Source organism: Rhodococcus sp. P14, from assembly GCF_000256505.1.
GTDB classification, from domain to species: domain Bacteria; phylum Actinomycetota; class Actinomycetes; order Mycobacteriales; family Mycobacteriaceae; genus Rhodococcus; species Rhodococcus ruber.
This window is the reverse complement of the sequence record NZ_AJFC01000029.1, coordinates 16,596-32,644: the sequence shown is the minus strand read 5'-3', so window position 1 is coordinate 32,644 and position 16,049 is coordinate 16,596. Positions and strand designations below refer to the sequence as shown.

16 protein-coding genes and 1 pseudogene are annotated in these 16,049 nt (G+C 71.1%); 7 read left to right on the top strand and 10 right to left on the bottom strand.

Annotated features, from left to right (window positions below; translation table 11 throughout):
• Window positions 1-530: pseudogene (locus tag OEY_RS27930) on the bottom strand (hypothetical protein); the annotation flags it as partial.
• Between the two features lie 154 nt (window positions 531-684).
• Window positions 685-2,220, bottom strand: a complete 1,536-nt coding sequence (locus tag OEY_RS0102255) for a membrane protein (protein ID WP_010592322.1) — start codon at window positions 2,218-2,220, stop codon at window positions 685-687.
• A gap of 76 nt (window positions 2,221-2,296) precedes the next feature.
• On the opposite strand from OEY_RS0102255, the gene OEY_RS0102250 reads away from it, so the two are divergent.
• Window positions 2,297-2,563, top strand: coding sequence for a hypothetical protein (locus tag OEY_RS0102250; RefSeq protein WP_010592321.1), 267 nt, complete (start codon window positions 2,297-2,299; stop codon window positions 2,561-2,563).
• A gap of 27 nt (window positions 2,564-2,590) precedes the next feature.
• Here the strand turns inward: OEY_RS0102250 and OEY_RS30760 are convergent, their stop codons facing one another.
• Complete coding sequence (locus OEY_RS30760; RefSeq protein ID WP_003936233.1) at window positions 2,591-2,749, bottom strand: hypothetical protein; 159 nt, start codon at window positions 2,747-2,749, stop codon at window positions 2,591-2,593.
• 143 nt (window positions 2,750-2,892) lie between these two features.
• Between OEY_RS30760 and OEY_RS0102240 the strand changes: the two genes are divergently transcribed.
• The gene (locus OEY_RS0102240; protein ID WP_010592320.1) at window positions 2,893-3,693 is read left to right on the top strand and encodes a DUF429 domain-containing protein; all 801 of its coding nucleotides are present in this window, start codon (window positions 2,893-2,895) and stop codon (window positions 3,691-3,693) included.
• A 55-nt stretch (window positions 3,694-3,748) separates the two neighbouring features.
• Window positions 3,749-4,666, top strand: coding sequence for a pseudouridine-5'-phosphate glycosidase (locus OEY_RS0102235; RefSeq protein ID WP_010592319.1), 918 nt, complete (start codon window positions 3,749-3,751; stop codon window positions 4,664-4,666).
• A 68-nt stretch (window positions 4,667-4,734) separates the two neighbouring features.
• On the opposite strand, the gene OEY_RS0102230 is transcribed toward OEY_RS0102235, so the two are convergent.
• A complete protein-coding gene (locus tag OEY_RS0102230) occupies window positions 4,735-5,151 on the bottom strand; it encodes a CoA-binding protein (RefSeq protein WP_010592318.1) in 417 nt (138 codons plus the stop codon).
• Window positions 5,152-5,352: 201 nt separating this feature from the next.
• Between OEY_RS0102230 and OEY_RS0102225 the strand changes: the two genes are divergently transcribed.
• The gene (locus OEY_RS0102225; RefSeq protein WP_010592317.1) at window positions 5,353-6,144 is read left to right on the top strand and encodes a hypothetical protein; all 792 of its coding nucleotides are present in this window, start codon (window positions 5,353-5,355) and stop codon (window positions 6,142-6,144) included.
• Between the two features lie 132 nt (window positions 6,145-6,276).
• Entirely contained in the window at window positions 6,277-7,197 is a 921-nt protein-coding gene (locus OEY_RS0102220; protein ID WP_010592316.1) for a phosphodiesterase, read from the top strand.
• 26 nt (window positions 7,198-7,223) lie between these two features.
• Here OEY_RS0102220 and OEY_RS0102215 read toward each other — a convergent pair whose 3' ends face one another.
• The 6 genes from OEY_RS0102215 to OEY_RS0102190 are packed head-to-tail and all read right to left on the bottom strand — an operon-like array spanning window position 7,224 to window position 14,393.
• Window positions 7,224-8,165 (bottom strand): dioxygenase family protein, encoded by a 942-nt coding sequence (locus OEY_RS0102215; protein WP_010592315.1) that lies wholly within the window; start codon window positions 8,163-8,165, stop codon window positions 7,224-7,226.
• The gene (locus OEY_RS0102210) at window positions 8,162-9,250 is read right to left on the bottom strand and encodes a maleylacetate reductase (protein WP_010592314.1); all 1,089 of its coding nucleotides are present in this window, start codon (window positions 9,248-9,250) and stop codon (window positions 8,162-8,164) included. The genes OEY_RS0102215 and OEY_RS0102210 overlap by 4 nt, the downstream gene beginning before the upstream one ends.
• A gap of 3 nt (window positions 9,251-9,253) precedes the next feature.
• A complete protein-coding gene (locus OEY_RS0102205; RefSeq protein ID WP_010592313.1) occupies window positions 9,254-11,053 on the bottom strand; it encodes an FAD-dependent oxidoreductase in 1,800 nt (599 codons plus the stop codon).
• A gap of 34 nt (window positions 11,054-11,087) precedes the next feature.
• Window positions 11,088-11,540, bottom strand: a complete 453-nt coding sequence (locus OEY_RS0102200; RefSeq protein ID WP_010592312.1) for a MaoC family dehydratase — start codon at window positions 11,538-11,540, stop codon at window positions 11,088-11,090.
• Entirely contained in the window at window positions 11,537-13,120 is a 1,584-nt protein-coding gene (locus OEY_RS0102195) for a class I adenylate-forming enzyme family protein (protein ID WP_010592311.1), read from the bottom strand. The genes OEY_RS0102200 and OEY_RS0102195 overlap by 4 nt, the downstream gene beginning before the upstream one ends.
• 25 nt (window positions 13,121-13,145) lie before the next feature.
• Entirely contained in the window at window positions 13,146-14,393 is a 1,248-nt protein-coding gene (locus tag OEY_RS0102190) for an FAD-dependent monooxygenase (RefSeq protein ID WP_237713716.1), read from the bottom strand.
• A 201-nt stretch (window positions 14,394-14,594) separates the two neighbouring features.
• On the opposite strand from OEY_RS0102190, the gene OEY_RS0102185 reads away from it, so the two are divergent.
• Together OEY_RS0102185 and OEY_RS0102180 are read left to right on the top strand one after the other, a co-directional pair.
• Window positions 14,595-15,392, top strand: coding sequence for an IclR family transcriptional regulator (locus OEY_RS0102185; protein ID WP_237713715.1), 798 nt, complete (start codon window positions 14,595-14,597; stop codon window positions 15,390-15,392).
• Window positions 15,393-15,420: 28 nt separating this feature from the next.
• Window positions 15,421-16,044, top strand: a complete 624-nt coding sequence (locus OEY_RS0102180) for a TetR/AcrR family transcriptional regulator (protein WP_010592308.1) — start codon at window positions 15,421-15,423, stop codon at window positions 16,042-16,044.
• Window positions 16,045-16,049: the final 5 nt, after the last annotated feature.

The window sequence follows — 16,049 nt, the reverse complement described above, 5'->3', positions numbered from 1 at the left end:
GGAAGAGCGGCGGGATCGCACGTCGGGAAGAGCGGAGCGAGCCCCGGGGCCCGGTTCGCGGCGACGGCCAGCTCGACCCAGTTCGAGTGGGAGTAGAAGTCGGCGAGGGCGTGCGTCAGGCCGCCGAAGGCGCTGCGGGCTCCGAAGCCGTTCACGGAGGTGCGGAACTCCGGTGGTCCGGCGGGTTGCGCGCCGGCGATCACGGCGGGCACGAAGAAGTTCCACGCGTCCCGGGCACGGTCGCAGACGTCCGCCGGCCCCGCGGCGTTGTCGAAGTGCCGGAAGGCGTCGCCCTGGAACAGGTCGCTGCCTTCGTTGCCGGTGCCGGTGAGGAGGCTTCCGGTGATCTCGGCGAGTGCCAGGTCGTCGACGCCCCCGTCGCCGGGGGCCGGCGGCAGCGCTGCCCGCAGAATCGTCCCGTGGACGTCGGGCGCGAAGGCCGGGGCGTTCGGTGGCATCGACACGGACAGGAGTGCGGCGGCGGCAACCGTCACGATCGCCGACAGACCGGGGCGGGGAAGCAGTGTCATGGGTACTCCGCAGTCGTTCGTCGTGGCAGTCGTTCGTCGTGGCGGTCGTTGGTCGTGAGCACCGCGCTGCGTCCGGCGATGCCGTTGTTCGGGACCGGTGGTGGCCTCCTCCGAATATCCCCCTCGGCGGCGATCGTCGCGGGGGAATTCGGGATCAGCGCAGCGCCTGCCCGGCCGGCACCCCGAACGGCCGCACGAGCACGGCACCCCAGTCCCGCCACGGCGGGCACGGTGGGGGAGGCCGGCCGTTCAGGAACCGGATGGCGGCGTCCTCGAAGGCCGCCGACTTGGGCAGGTACGGGTGGGCGACGCGGGCGGGACACTCGTTGCGCTCCACGTCGAGCTCCCGGCCGTCCGGCATCAGCGGCAGATCGGTGGCCGAGGGCAGGCTCGAGGCGCGCACCGCCCCGGGCAGCGGCCGAGCGAGGACGGACTCCGCGGCACCTGCCGTGCCGAGCAGGTCCCGGGCGGCCGGGGTCTCCGGATCGAAGTGGAACCGGACGAGGTCGGTGGCCGGTGCGGCGAGGCGCAGCAGGTCGGCGAAGACGCGGCCGGGGGCGTTCACGCCGGGCGGTGGGTAGCCGGTCGGGGTGCTCGGGAACGGGCCGACGAGCAGCAGGGCGTCGACGTCGGCCCGCCCGGTGGCGACGGCCTCCCACACCACCCACACCGCGTGCGAATGCGCGGCCACCACCAGCGGACGAGGCAGCCCGGACGCCTGCTCGACGAACAGATCGACCTGTTCCTGGAACGGGCGCTGGGTGTCGCTCGGTCCGTAGGGGGCGCCCGTGCGGATCGGGCACGTCGCGTCCCGCTGCGGCTGCCCGTCGCCCGGCCCGGCATACGAGAAGTAGTACACCTGCTCGCAGCGGTAGCCGAGGCGGTGTACGTCCGTCGCGTGGATCGCGCCCCGCCCCGACGCCGAGTTGATCCCCGAGAGGATCAGCAGCGAACCCGGTTGCGGCGGGCCGGGTTCCGGCTCGTCGTACCCGCGGGTCGCGACGAAAGCGATCGATACGGCGACCAGCGCCGCGACGAACGCGCTCACGGCCGCCCCCGGCCGGCGCAGTGCCGGGCGGTGCATCGCCCGGATCGCCAGGCCGGTCGTGACGGCCGAGACCGGGACGAGCGGCACGGTCAGGACAGGGACCCGTTCGGCCAGGGCGCCCAGCGCCAGGACCACGGCGCAGTACGGCAGCGTCACCTCGACGCGCAGCCCCCGCCGCCGGGTCAGTGCGAGCGCCTCCCGCAGCCGTACGGTGCCCTGCCACGGAACCGGACCGAGCGTCAGCACCAGCACCCCGACCAGGGCGACGGCCGGCCAGAACAGCCGGGAGTACAGGACGGCGTAGGCGGTGGCGTCGGCGAATGCCGCCAGCAGCACCGGCCCGAACGCGACCGCGTAGAACAGGGCCGCGAATCGCAGGCGGCGGGCATCGAGACCGCCCAGCAGCCACGCCATGAGCGCGACCCGCGCCGCGGACACGGCGGCGAGCAACATCAGGAACACCGGCCACGACGGCGCCCGCGACAGCACGAGCCGCAGGTCGGCGAACTGGTCCAGCGGGGGTAACGCCACCAGGTGGATCAGCCCCGGCCACGTCGGAACCGCGTTCGTCACCGCGAGCAGCACGACGAGCGCCGCCGCGGCCGCGAGCGGCCACCAGCGCCACCACCGTCCCTCGCGCACGCGGCCTCCCGTCGCCGACTGCCTCGAATCTAGGGGGTGCGCGGGTGCCCGGCGCCGGATTCGTCCGGGTCCCGGTGTGCCTTGCCGAGCGAGCGAGTGGCGAGGGCGCTGGGGGTGCGGCAAACGTGCCCCGGGGCCCTTCGTTCCGTTCCGTGACGGCGGCGAGGCCGGCCTGCGCGAGAAGCTGGCGCCCCTCGATGTCGAGCAGCTCGAGGACATCGTCGCCGAGCACGCGATGGACCACGACCGCCTCGCCATGCGCTGGCGCACGCCGAAGAAGCTGCAGGACAGGATCGTCGAACGGGTCAGGGCGCTCACGACGAAGGGCGACGCCTTCCGCTGACGCAACCGGACCGGGGAGCGGTCCCGGTCAGGGTGTCCGGGTCCGTCGATCCACTTCCTTCTCGACGGCGAGAGCCAGGTCGTGAACGACCCGGGAGTGCCATTGCTTGTGCGCCGCGAGGTCCGCGGCGAGCGCATGGCAGTCCGGGCATTCCTGGGCGGCGCTGTTCTGCTGGGTGTGCTCCATGGTGTTGCACCTCCTGGAAGAGATATCCGCCTCCACCGTGGCACGGATGCGGAACGTAGTCCACGGCTGTGCGCGCCTGATGATGTACCGGCGGCTTGCACTCCCTGTGGCGTGCTTGCACCCGTTGTGGCGGGACAGAGGGGATGCACGGTGCGCAGTACGGATGCAAGCTCCGGGGACGGGCAGCGGATACCGTGACGTTCGTGAAGACGGTAGGTGTCGATCTCGCGGCCGAGCCGGCGAAGACGGCGGTCGCCACCCTCGCGTGGGAGCACGGCACCGCGACGGTGCAGGCGCTGCGGCTCGGCGCGACCGACCCGGAGATCGTGGCCGCGATCGTCGCGGCAGACCGGAGCGGGATCGACGCGCCCTTCGGATGGCCCGACGCGTTCGTCGAGTTCCTCGGCGCGCACCACCGCCTCGAGTACTCGCGCGAACGCGCCCTGAGCAGCCGGCCCGGACGCCTCCCGCTGGTGCGACGGTCGACCGACCGCGTGGTGCATGCCCGGACGGGGATCGTCCCGCTGAGCGTGTCCGCGGATCTCATCGCCCACGTGGCGCTCCGGTGTGCGGGCCTGCTCGCGGAACTCGATGCCGTCGGAGTGGAGGTCGACCGCGTCGACGGTGCGGTGGTGGAAGCGTATCCCGCTGCCGCGCTGCAGGGTTGGGGACTGCCGTTCAAGGGGTACAAGAGCGCGAAGAACCGCGAGGTGCGCGCCGCATCGGTGGCTGCGCTGGAACGGGCCCTGCCGGGACTGACGCTCGGCGGCTTCCGGGACCTGTGCGTCGACTCCGACGACGCGTTCGATGCGGTCGTCGCCGGCCTCGTCGCCCGCGCGGCCGCCCTCGGCAGAACCGTCCGGCCCGATGCGGCGCAGCACGCCGTCGCGGTCCGGGAGGGGTGGATCCACTTGCCGGTGTGCGGAATCGGCGAACTGCTCTGAGGTGACCGGACCCTCGGCGCCGTGCCGGTACGCTGCAGGCGACGAGAGGAGCCGCATGGACCCGGTGATCCGGATATCCGACGAGGTGCGCGCCGCCGTCGCGGCCCGCCGCCCGGTGGTGGCCCTGGAATCGACGATCTTCACCCACGGCCTGCCGCGTCCGCGCAACCTCGAGGTGGCGCTCGAGGCGGAGGCGCGGTTGCGGGCGGCGGACGTCGTCCCCGCCACCGTCGGTGTGCTCCGCGGCGTCCCCACCGTCGGGCTGTCCACCGACGAGATCACCGAACTCGCGACGGCGGAGACGGTGACGAAGCTGAGCGTGCGCGACCTGCCGATCGTCGTCGCACGACGGCTGTCCGGCGGCACCACCGTCGCGGCGACGGCCCTGCTCGCGCACCGCGCCGGTGTCGGGGTCTTCGCGACGGGTGGGCTCGGGGGCGTGCACCGCGGCGCACAGAGCACCTTCGACGAATCCGCCGACCTGGTCGCCCTGTCCACCGTGCCGATCCTCGTCGTCAGCGCCGGCGTCAAGTCGATCCTCGACATCCCGGCCACGCTGGAGCGGCTCGAGACGCTGAGCATTCCGGTCGTCGGCTACCGCACCCGGAGCTTCCCCGGCTTCTACATCCGCGACAGCGGTTGCCCGCTCGAATACTCCGTCGACTCCCCGGCCGAGGTCGCCGAGCTGGTCCGCGCCCGGGATGCACTCGGCCTGAAATCCGCTGTCCTGCTTGCGAATCCGGTCTCGGAGGACGCACAGCTCGACCCCGGACTGCATGCGCGGGTGCTGCACGAGGCGGAGGAGCGGGCCGCGGGCGCCGGGGTCGCCGGCAAGGACACGACGCCGTTCCTGCTCGACCACTTCCACCGCGCCACCGGCGGCCGCAGCCTCGACGTCAACGTCGAGGTCTACCGGGGCAACGTCGCGCTCGGCGGCGCCGTCGCGACGGCACTCGCCGGCGGTCCGACCTGACGACCGCCGCAGCGGTGCGTCCTTTGGGCGGCCAGGGCAGCCCAAAGGACGCACCGCACCTTCAAGCATCAGCCGCGCCGCTTGTTCCACTCGATCGCCGGGCACGTGTCCATGACCATCGCCACCCCGGCCTCGGTGGTGCGCGCGAACGCGTCCTCGTCGATCACCCCGAGCTGGAACCACACGCCCTTCGCGCCGATCGCGACGGCCTGGTCGGCGAACTCGCCCGCCGACTCCGAGCGGCGGAACACGTCGACGACGTCGACCGGGAACGGCACGTCCGCGAGGGATGCGTAACCCTGCTCGCCGAGCACCGTCGGCGCACTCGGATGAACGGGGACGATCCGCTTGCCGCGCTCCTGGAGCAGCCGCGCGATCCGGTACGCGGTGCGGTCCGGGTTGCCCGAGAGCCCGACCACCGCCCAGGTGGCGCAGTCGTCGAGCATCAGGCTCACGGCCTTCGGGTCCTGCCACGTGGTGCTCATGACAGCGAAATTACCCCTCGCCGGCGGAGGCTGTAGGTCGCCTCGGCACCCGGCCCGACCCGCCGGAGGCCGAGGCGGCCCGCGACCGCCGAACCCCTGCCCGTACTCTGGAGTACAGAAACTCGAGTCGTGGCGCGGGACCCCGTCGCAACACAGCTCACCGATGCGTACGGGGCGCAGCACAGGAATGGACGCAGTCGAGTGCACGACACTGCCGGTCGAGGGATCCAGGCCTTCATCTCCGAGGTCATCCAGCGCGGAGGCCGCGCCGAGAAGCTCGAGCACCTGCCGCGCAACCCGGTCCAGGTGTGGGGCGTCGACGGGAGCAGCTGCATCGTCCGTGTCCGCACCAGGATCGACGGGGACTGGCAGGCCCGCCGGCAGGACGCCCTGCCCGACACCGACGACACCGGGTCGCAGTTCTGGGTGTTCGTCGATCTGGGAAGCGACCCGGCGGAGTACTTCGTCCTGCCGTCCGACGAGGTCGCGGCGGGCATCGCCGCCGAGGTCGACATCTGGATGTCCGACGGCCCCGGCCGGACGCACACGGGAAGCCACGCCATCCCCCTCAGCAGCGTCGCCCACGGCAAGGACTGCTGGGATCTGCTCGGCCTGACACCCGCCAAGGACACCACCCGCTACACCGACGACGACGCGGCCGAGGCCGAACAGGAGCGGCTCGCCCGCAACCGCGCACGGAAGGCGAGCGCCGGCGAGGCGCGCGGGTCGGCCGAACCCGAGGTCGTCGAGGATCCGCGGCTGTCGGTGGTGGCCGACCGGGACGGCTACCGCGTCAAGGGACGGTTCGATCCCACCACCGGGACCCTCGAGATCACGGCCGGCCCCATGGAAGGTCGGCGGTTCCCCGACCCGACCACCGCCGCCGTCGCTGTTGCGAGCTACCTCAGCGGCGACACCGAGACCTGCGACGGTGGCACGTTCTGGCGGCTCGACCAGCCGGAATCGACGCCGTTGGGGACGCACCTGGCGTGACGCCACCCGAGGTTCGCGTCCCGTTCGCCGTCGCGTCGACTCCGGGGTGTCCGAGGGCAACCCGAATCCGTTCGACTATCGTCATACTCGACGTGTGCCCCTGAGCACGTCGGCGAACGGAAGCGAGAGATCATGGGCAGCCCTCGTGGGGCCGAGCGAATAGCCGAATACCCGAGGCCGTCGCACACCCTGCTGCACATCACCGACACCCACCTCGTCGGCGGCGACGAGTTGCTCTACGGAACGGTCGACGCCGACGCCCGGGTGCAGCAGATCCTCGCCGACATCCGCGCCTCCGGGGTGCAGCCCGATGCGCTCGTGTTCACCGGCGACCTCGCCGATCGCGGCCAGCCGGACGCCTATGCGAAGCTGCGCGGTCTCGTCGAACCCGTCGCGCAGGCGCTCGGCGCGCAGATCGTGTGGGCCATGGGCAACCACGACGACCGCGCCACCTTCCGGGAACTGCTGCTCGATCAGGCGCCGTCCACCGGCCCGATCGACCGCGTCTACCACGTCAACGGCCTGCGCATCATCACCCTCGACACCTCGGTGCCCGGCTTCCACCACGGCGAGGTCTCGCAGGAACAGCTGAACTGGCTGGCGCAGGAACTCGAGACGTCGGCGCCCTTCGGCACCATCCTCGCCATGCATCACCCGCCGGTGCCCAGCGTGTTCGACCAGGCCGTGCTCGTCGAACTGCGCGACCAGGCGGGCCTCGCCGAGGTGCTGCGCGACACCGACGTGCGCACCATCCTCGCCGGGCACCTGCACTACACCACGACCGCGACGTTCGCCGACATCCCCGTTTCCGTGGCCTCCTCGACGTGCTACACCCAGGACCTCAACGTTCCGGCCGGGTGCCAGCGCGGCCACGACGGTGCCCAGGGCTTCAACCTCGTGCACGTCTACCCGGACACCATCGTGCACTCGGTGGTGCCGACCGGCAGCTACGCGACCGCCGGGCGGCCGTCCACCGCGGAGGACGCCGCGCAGCGTCTCGCCGAGGCCGGGATCCGTATCCCCGAGAACCCGGACGTCACCGTCCGCGTCTAGCAGACGGATGCACCCGGGCGGCCCGCCTACTCGGCGGGCGCGAGCACGATGTCGAAGTCGACGCTCGCCCAGCTGCGCCCCGCGACGTCGTGTCCGTCCGGCGGCGGCTCCTGAGCCGAGTGCCGGACGAAGTCCTTGACGAGCGAGTCCTCGACACCGAACACGCTGTCGCGGTCGAGGTAGTCGCAGCCGTCGACGAAGATGTGGGTGACGAGCGTTCGAAGCCCCGGCGCGGACACCATGAAGTGCAGGTGGGACGCGCGTATCGGTGAGCGTCCGGCGGCTTCGAGCAGCCGCCCGACCGGTCCGTCGTGCGGAATCGGGTAGGGGGTGGGGGTCAGCCCCCAGAAGCTGTACCGGCCGTCGTCGCCGGTGAACAGGTGAGCGCGCGCCGCGACGCGATCGTCGCGGTACTGCACGTCGTACAGTCCGTCCTCGTCGGCCTCCCACACCTCGATGCGCGCCCCCGGCACAGGCCGGCCGGTGAGGTCGCGGACGGTGCCCTGCACTCGGCACGGTTGGCCCTTCGCGCCGAACGTCAGGTCGCCGCCGGATTCGATGCGCGGTGACCCGTCGACGAAGAACGGCCCGAACACGGTCGCCGCGGTGGCGTCGCCGACGGTCTCGTTGCCGACGGCGATGGTCTGCATCGAGACCCCGAGGACGTCCGACAGGAGGACGAACTCCTGGCGCTTGTCGTCGGTGACGTGTCCGCATTCGGTGAGGAAGGCGACCGCGGTACTCCATTCCTGTTCGGTGAGCCGAACCTCGCGCACGTACGCGTGCAGATGCCGGACGAGTGCCTGCATGAGCTGACGCAGGCGCGGCGACTCGGTGTCGTCGAACGACGCGACGACCCGGTCGACGAGATCCTGCTCGCGTCGTGCCTGTTCGGGCGATACGGAGGGCGCCGGGTCGACCGAACGGGCGGGCGGCTGGAGCGGGTGGTGATCGGATGGGATGGTCACGGAGTCCTCCGGGTCTGCCGACCCGACCACGCCGCGTAGAGCAGCTCGGTCAGGTTCTGCGGCGTGACGGGCATGGGATCGGTGTCGGGGACGGCGGCAAGGCAGCGCTGCACCGCGTCGGGCAGGTCCGCCTCGCGCATCCCCAGCTCGGCGAGGGACGTCGGGGCGTCCAGGCGCCGCCGTAGTTCGTCGAGCGCAGCGGGGGCCGCACCGGGATCCGTCGGGGTCGGGGACCCCAGCGCGACGGCGAGGCGCCGGCCGAGCGTGCCGAGCGACGCGGCGTTGAGGGCCAGCACGTGGGGCAGCACGACGGCGTGGGTCTGCGCATGCGGCAGACCGTATGCGCCACCGAGGACGTGGCAGATCTTGTGGTGCATGCCCGCGCCGGCCGACGCGAACCCCACGGCGGCGAGGTACGCGCCGTACAGGCAGCGGTCGCGGCCGTCGATTCCGTCCGGGTCCGCGACAACCTCCGGCAGGCCGGTGGCGAGAGCACGGGCGCCCTCGAGGCAGAGCGCGGCATTGATCGGATCGGCGCGCGGGGCCCACAGCGAGTCGACGCAGTGGGCGAGCGCGTTCAGGCCGCTGGCGACACTCAGATCGACCGGCAGGCCGACGGTCAGTTCGGAGTCGTAGACGACCGAGGTGGGCAGTACCGCGTTGTCGGCGCCGGTGGTCTTCACGCCGTTGTCGGTCAGCCCCCACACGTCGGTCGCTTCCGAGCCGGCGTAGGTCGTCGGCACAGCCACGATCGGCAGGGCGGTGGTCATCGCGACGGCCTTGGCCAGGCCGACGGCCGATCCTCCGCCGACACAGACGAGGGCGTCGGCCTCGGCGTCGACGGCGGCCCGCCGTGCTCGTCGCGCCACCTCGACGGGGACGTGCGGGTGGACCTCCGACCAGTGCCGAACGACCGGCAGGTCCCCGACGACGCGGTCGGCGAGGGTGCCTTCCGCCGCCGACGCCACGAGCATGACCCGCGCGGCGCCGAGCCGGTCGATCTCGGCAGCGAGGTGGCGGCGTGCGCCTCCGGCTTCGAACACCACGCGCTGCGGACGGGTTTCGTGGGTGAACGACAGTCCCATCGGTCACGCCTGCCGGTGCAGGATGCGGAGCAGGGCGTCGCGCAGTGCGGTCACCGGGTCGTCCGCCATGCGGTGTGCGCGCCAGCCGATGTGGGTGTCCGGCCGGACCAGGACCGCACCGTCCTCCGCCACCTCCCGTAGCCTGCCCCAGTCGAAGTACAGGTCCTGTACCGGCTCGCCGGCTCCGATCACGATCGGGACCACGTCGACGCCGAGTTCCTCCGAGACCTTCGCGGCCGCGCCGGCCCATGCCCGGCCGGTCTTGCCGGTGAGGAGCGTGAACTGCGTGTACTGCGCCAGATCGTGAGTCGACATCCTGCTCGTCGAATCACCCACCCAGCAATGCGGCAGGCGCACGCCGGGATACGTGTGCGGCTCGTAGTGCAGTTCCGGATCCCGGGTGGGGACGGGCGGGGCGCTCCCGTCCCCGGCCACCGCGGGGGAGCCGGCGTAGTTCTGCCCGAGTTCCACGCCGAGGGCGTTGAACTCGTAGTTCTTCAGTTCCATCGCCGCCGCGAGCGCCTGCCTCTTGGCGGCGCCCTCGGGTGTGTCGGCCCGGAGTTCGGCGAGTTCGGCCTGCATGTGTTCGACCGTCGTCGCCCGGGTCGTGCCGAGGGCTTCGAAGATTCCCACGAACTCGCGACTGGACTTGTTGGCCCGCTTGACGATCTGCTCGGCGACGGGGACACGTTCGACCGAGTAGGTCTCGAGCAGTCCCGGACCGGCGCGTCCTTCCAGCACGGCGGCGATCTTCCAGGCGAGGTTGTAGGAGTCCTGGATGGAGGTGTTGGAGCCGAGGCCGTTGCTCGGCGGGTGCCGGTGGGCGGCGTCGCCGGCGATGAAGACCCGGCGGGTCTGCATGTGCGTGGCGTACATCTCGTTGTTGCCCCACAGCGAGTAGCCCGTGATCTCGACGTCGATGTCGTCGCGACCGATCATGGTGCGGACGATCTCCCGGGCGCGATCGTCGTTCATCTCCGGTGCCGGCAGTTCGATGTCGTAACCCCACACGGCGAGCCACTCGTTCCAGGGGCGCACCATACGGACGAGTCCGGCGCCGATGCCGCCGACATCCGAGCCGGGCTGCACCACCCAGTACAGCACCGAGGGGCGGTGCGCGACGAGGTCGGTGAGGTCGGCGCGGAACGTGATGTTCATCGAACCGGCAATGTCCATCCGGCCCTCGAACGGCAGCCGGAGGGCGTTTGCGATCGTGGAGCGGGCGCCGTCCGCCCCGATCAGATACCTGGCGCGGATGTCGAACTCGCGGCCGTCGAGCCGATCGAGAACCCGGACGGTGACCCCGTCGGCGTCCTCGGAATGGGAGAGGTACTCGGTCGAGAACCGCGTCTGCGTACCGCGGACCGTGGCGTTCTTCACGAGGATCGGCTCGAGGTGCGTCTGCGGGATGTCGCAGTTGAGGGACGGCGAAGCGAGCACGTAGTCGGCCTCGCGGGCGGGGTGGGTTCCCCACGACAGGATCCGCCCGAGTTCCTCACCGGCCAGGGCGGTGCAGAACACGGTGTCGCCCATGATGTCGTGGGGGGACGCCTCCGCAAGGACCTGCTGTTCGATGCCCACGTCACGGAAGATCTCCATCGTCCGCTGATTGGTGATGTGGGCGCGCGGCGTGTCGGCGGTCCACCGGTACTTGGTGATCATGATGTTGTCGATGCCGAGGGTGGACAGGAACAGCGCGGCCGACGCCCCGGCGGGGCCGGATCCGACGACGACGACGTCGGTTTCGACGACCGGGCCGGGGGGAGGAACGGTCTCGTCGAGACCGTCGTGGAAGACAGGCATGGGTACTCCGAAGGCAGGGGGCGGAAGGTGGGTGTCAGTCGTAGTAGCGGAAGATCACCTCGGCGACGCAGGCGGGTTTGTCGCCGTCCTCGATCTCGATGACGCACCGGTAGACGGCATCGACACCACCGTCGAAGGGCACGGTGTCGGTCAGGTGCAGGTCCAGCCGCACCCGCGAGTCGACCGGAACCGCGGCGGGGAAGCGAACTCGGTCGAGGCCGTAGTTGAGTCCGACGGAGCAGAAGGAGGTATCGATGGTCTGCTGGATGAGCCCGCCGATCAGCGCCAACGTGTGGTACCCGTGCGCGATGATCGAGCCGAACGGGGAGGCCGCGGCGCGCTCGGCGTCGAAGTGGATCCAGTTGAAGTCGTGGGTGGCTTCACCGAATCCGCGGATGTGCTGGTGGTCCATCGTCACCCACGGACTGGAGCCCAGGTGCGTGCCGACGTGGTCGGTGAGGTCGGCGGTGCTGTCGAAGACGATCATCGTTCCTCCTGGGACGGGACGGGGGCGGGCGTATCGGCTCTCGGGTCGAGCATCTGTTGCACGCCCCGGCGGTCGAGCTTGGAGTTGGCGAGCAGCGGGATCCGGTCGCAGAACCGCACGCTCTTGGGGATCTTGTAGGAGCTGAGACGCTCGCGAAGGAACTTCTTCACGTCGTCCTCGGTCGGGGCGTGCCCGGGCGCCGGGATCGCAAGCATGTGGGCGGCCTCGCCGAGGTCGGGATCCGGCACGGCGGCCACGGCGGCGAGCTGGATGCCGGGGTGATTCTCGACGATCTGCTCGATCTCCATCGGCGAGATGTTGTAGCCGCCGGAGCGGATGAGCAGCTTCGAACGTCCAGCCAGGACAAGGTTTCCCGAGTCGTCGAAGTACCCGAGATCGCCGGTGCGCAGCCAGCCCGTCGGCGTGATCGCCTCGGCGGTCTTCTCGGGCTTGCGCCAATACCCTTGCATCAACGGGTTTCGGCGTACGAGGATCTCGCCGGGTTCGCCGGTGTGGTGCCCCGGGATCGGTTCGATCCGGATGTCGACGTCGTCGAGCGGCTTGCCGACGGTGCGGGTCGCATCCGCAGGAGTGATGTCCCGATCGGTCATGGTGATGCACCCGACCTCCGTCATGCCGTAGGAGGCGCCGACGACGGGGATGCGGGCGGCGAGGCGTTCGGCCAGGCTCACCGGCAACGGTCCGACCCACCACAACCGCTCGAGCGAGCCGAGGTCCGCGGTCTCGAACCGATCGTGTGCCATGAGCCTGTTGAGCATGGTCTGGATGACTCCCTGCCAGAGGGTGACCTTCTCCTGCTCGATCGCGGTGAGCGCGGCGCCGGCGTCGAAGCGCGGCAGCTGGACGAGGGTGCCGCCGGACAGAATCGCGGACACGATCTCGTTGCCCTGACCGCCGATGTGGTCGATCGGCATGAGCGACAGGATTCGTGGCGCCTCGACGGGGGTGTGGCGCAGGAGCGCGGAGAAGGTGAGGATGCCGCGATGGGTCACGACGGCGCCCTTCGGGTCCCCCGTCGTCCCGGACGTGTAGACGATCGACAGCGGGGCGTCGGGATCGACGGGCCGCACGACGGATCGTGCGGGAGCCACCTCGAAGGGCAAGGGCCCGCCCGGCTCGTCACCGAGATGGACGACGGCACGAATGTCGTGGCGTTCCGCGGCCCGATCGACGAGGGCACCGAACTGCGTGCCTTCGAATCGGTCCACGGTGACGAGGACGAAGGGCGTGGCGTCCGTGAGGATGTAGTCCAGTTCCTTGTCGTTCACCCGCGTCCCGATCCCGAGGAAGATCGCGCCCAGCCGGGCGCACGCGAGATAGACGGCGACGACTTCGGGGCGCGGGTACGAGAGCATGCCGACCCGGTCGCCGGCGCGCACCCCCAGCGCCTCGAGACCGGCGGCGGTGCGTTCGGCCTGTTCGCGCAGTTCGCCGTAGGTGCAGCGGAACGGACCGTGCACGACGGCCTCGCGATCGGGGTGGGCGGCGGCGCGACCGGCGAACACGTCCCAGAGGCTGGTGCTCGGTGTGCCGGGGTCGGGGTGCGGTTGATCGATCATGATGGTCCTCGGCGTGCGGTGGTGGTCAGAAGCGGGTGGACGGTGAGAAGCGTTCGGCGGAACCGGATGTCACCCGGCTGTCCAGCCACATACCCGGCCGGCTCCACCAGCGCGCGGCGAACGCCGCACCCCATTGCGCGGCCCGGTCGAGCACGGTGTTCGCCTCCATCTGGGCGAGCGCGCCACCGGCCGCATCGGCGTTGAAATGCCCTGCGCGACGGCGTGTCTCGCCGGCCGCACCGACCTGTTCCCGAGCGGCGGCGTCCCCGCCGTCGCGCGCTGCGGCGGCGAACGCCTCGATCGCGGCTTGCGCGTCGCGCACTCCGGAGTTCAACCCGCGTCCGCCGCCGAACGGTGCGAACAGGTGCGCCGCTTCACCCGCGAGGAACACACGGTTGTGCGGGTCGGTGAATCGCGCGGCGACCGCGCGATGGAATCGATAGCGCGAGACCCACGCGATGCGATCGCGGTAGCGTTCGCCGAGGACGGCCGCGACCCAGGCGGCGGTGCCGTCGGCCGACTGGAGGGCCTCGACGTCGTCGTCTCGGCGCGCCTGCAGGTCGAGACGCCACCCACCCCGGAAGGGCAGGACGAGGACGTTGCGTCCCTCGACGGCCGGGTGCCGGTAGTGGAACTCCCGCACGAGGGGCAGCGGGTCGTCGGCCACCTCGTCGACGTCCACGATGACGAAGGACGCGTCGGAACGGGGGCCTTCCATCTCGATTCCCAGTGACGTGCGCACCGCGGAGTGCGCGCCGTCGGCGGCGACGACGTAGTCCGCGTCGATCGTGCTGCCGTCGACGAGGTGGACCGCGACCCCGTCCGCGGTGGACGACACGCTGCCGACCCGGGTGTTCCACCGGATCGGAATCCCGGCCGCCTCGACGTGCTCGAGCATCGCCCGCTCCTGCAGTCGCTGCGAGATGCTCGAGCCGAACGCGCCGTGGGGTGCGCGCGGGAAGGTCCGTTCGTACACGGTGCGGCCGTGGTACGTCGAACGGATGCGCGGCCAGGTCACGCCCTCGCGGGCGAGTCGCGCGCCCAGGCCGGGGGAGAAGGTGTCGAGCTGGTCCAGCGTCTCGCGGTAGAGGTAGGTCGCGCGGCTTCCGGCGCGGAGGCGGTCGCTGCCCTCGGCCTCGAGGACGGTCGCCCGGAGACCGTGCGAGTGCGCGGCGAGGGCGGCGACGAGTCCGACGGGGCCGGCGCCGACGACCACGACATGACTTCGTGACGCCGAGGTCGGGTCCGGGGGAGCGGGGGATTCGGAGGTCATGGCTTCGACTGTTGCCGGACCCGGGTCGGTGCTCAATGGACGATTCGCCCAGTGATCGGGCCGGGTGTTGTGCGGATCGACCCGAGGCGGTGGGCCCGGCGAGGCGGCGCAGGAGGCGGGCGGGTGCGCTCCGTTGACAGGGTGCCGGCCGGTCGCTAGCCTCGTTGGAACGATCGTTCTAGCCAGCTTGGAGGCGTTTCTATGGCAGAAGATCCTCGCCCCGGACTGAGGTGCCGCACAGTCTCGGCGCCGGACGATCGTGCGACGTCCGCATCGTTGCTCGGCCGGGCCTTCGAGATCCTGGGCGTGTTCACCCAGTCCCGGCGGTCGATGACGTTGAGCGAACTTGCGCGCGGAAGTGGGTTGCCCAAGTCCACGACGCACCGCCTCCTGGCCATGCTGCAGGAGGTGGGCGCCGTCGAGCGCATCGACGACCGCTATCAGGTGGGGCTGCGGCTGTTCTCGGTGGGGATCTGCTCCGCCGAGGTCGAACTGCGCGATGCCGCGCTGCCGTTCCTCGAACGAATCCACCGGGCCACCAGGCAGACCGTGAATCTTGCCGTGCTGCACGGACACGACGTGGTCTATCTGGCGAAGACGACCGGCGGTGCAACCCCGACCCCCGCCTCGGTGGGCGGCAGGTTGCCGGCTCATGCCACGGCGGTCGGCAAGGCGCTGCTCGCTCACACCCCGGTGGACCCCGACGGGTCGCGATCGCACCCCCTCGTCCCGCGAACGCCCGCGACGATCGTGCGTCCGGACGACCTGCACGCCTGCCTCGAGGGCGTCCGCCTCCGCGGGCACGCGATCGACCGTGAGGAGGCGGCGAAAGGCTTGGCGTGCATAGCGGTTCCCGTTCTGGTGGGCGGCGAGGCGATCGCGGCGATCTCGGTGGCGTTCCCGAGCGGGTACGGCAGCGGCGAGCAACTCGTCTCGCCGCTGCGGGAGGCGTCGGCCGCGATCGGCCGGTCGCTCGGGGCGCGCTACGCATCCGCATAGACGAGTCGAGGGAGGGGGGACCGCATCCATGTCCAGCGCGGAGGCGACGTCGCAGAGCAGTCGCGAGTACCTGATGAACGTCGCGGAGCAGTTGATGGCCGCTCGGGGTTACCACCGGACGTCCATCGCGGACATCCGGCGTGCATCGGGGCTGCCCGTCGGGTCGATCTACCATCACTTCAAGAGCAAGTCCGGCCTGCTCGCCGCGGTGATCGAGCGGGGCAGTCGCAGGTTCTTCGCCAATCTGCCCAGGGCGGTGGATATTTCCGGTTCCTCCGAGGAGACGATGCGCGCGTACTGGTCGGCCGCGGCGGCGACCATCGCCGAGCACATCTCGTACTTCCAGCTCGAGGCGGACATCGTATGGCACGGGGCGGCCGACCCGGAGCTCGCCGCCGTGGTGGCCACGGCCACCGACTACGCCCGCGACCAGCTGGTGGCGGTCGTCGAACCGTTCGCGCGGGAGAGCGGAGTGGGAGACCCGCGCGCGCTCGCGGTCGAACTCGCGCTGACCAGCGTGACCTTCGTGCGCGGTGCCGTCATCGAATCCGGGGGGGACGCCGCGTACCTCGAACGCAAGATCGGCGCCCTCTACCGGATGCTGCGCGCCGACATCGTCGTCCAGGGCGCCGACCGCGGCGCCCGCCAGTAAGGTTG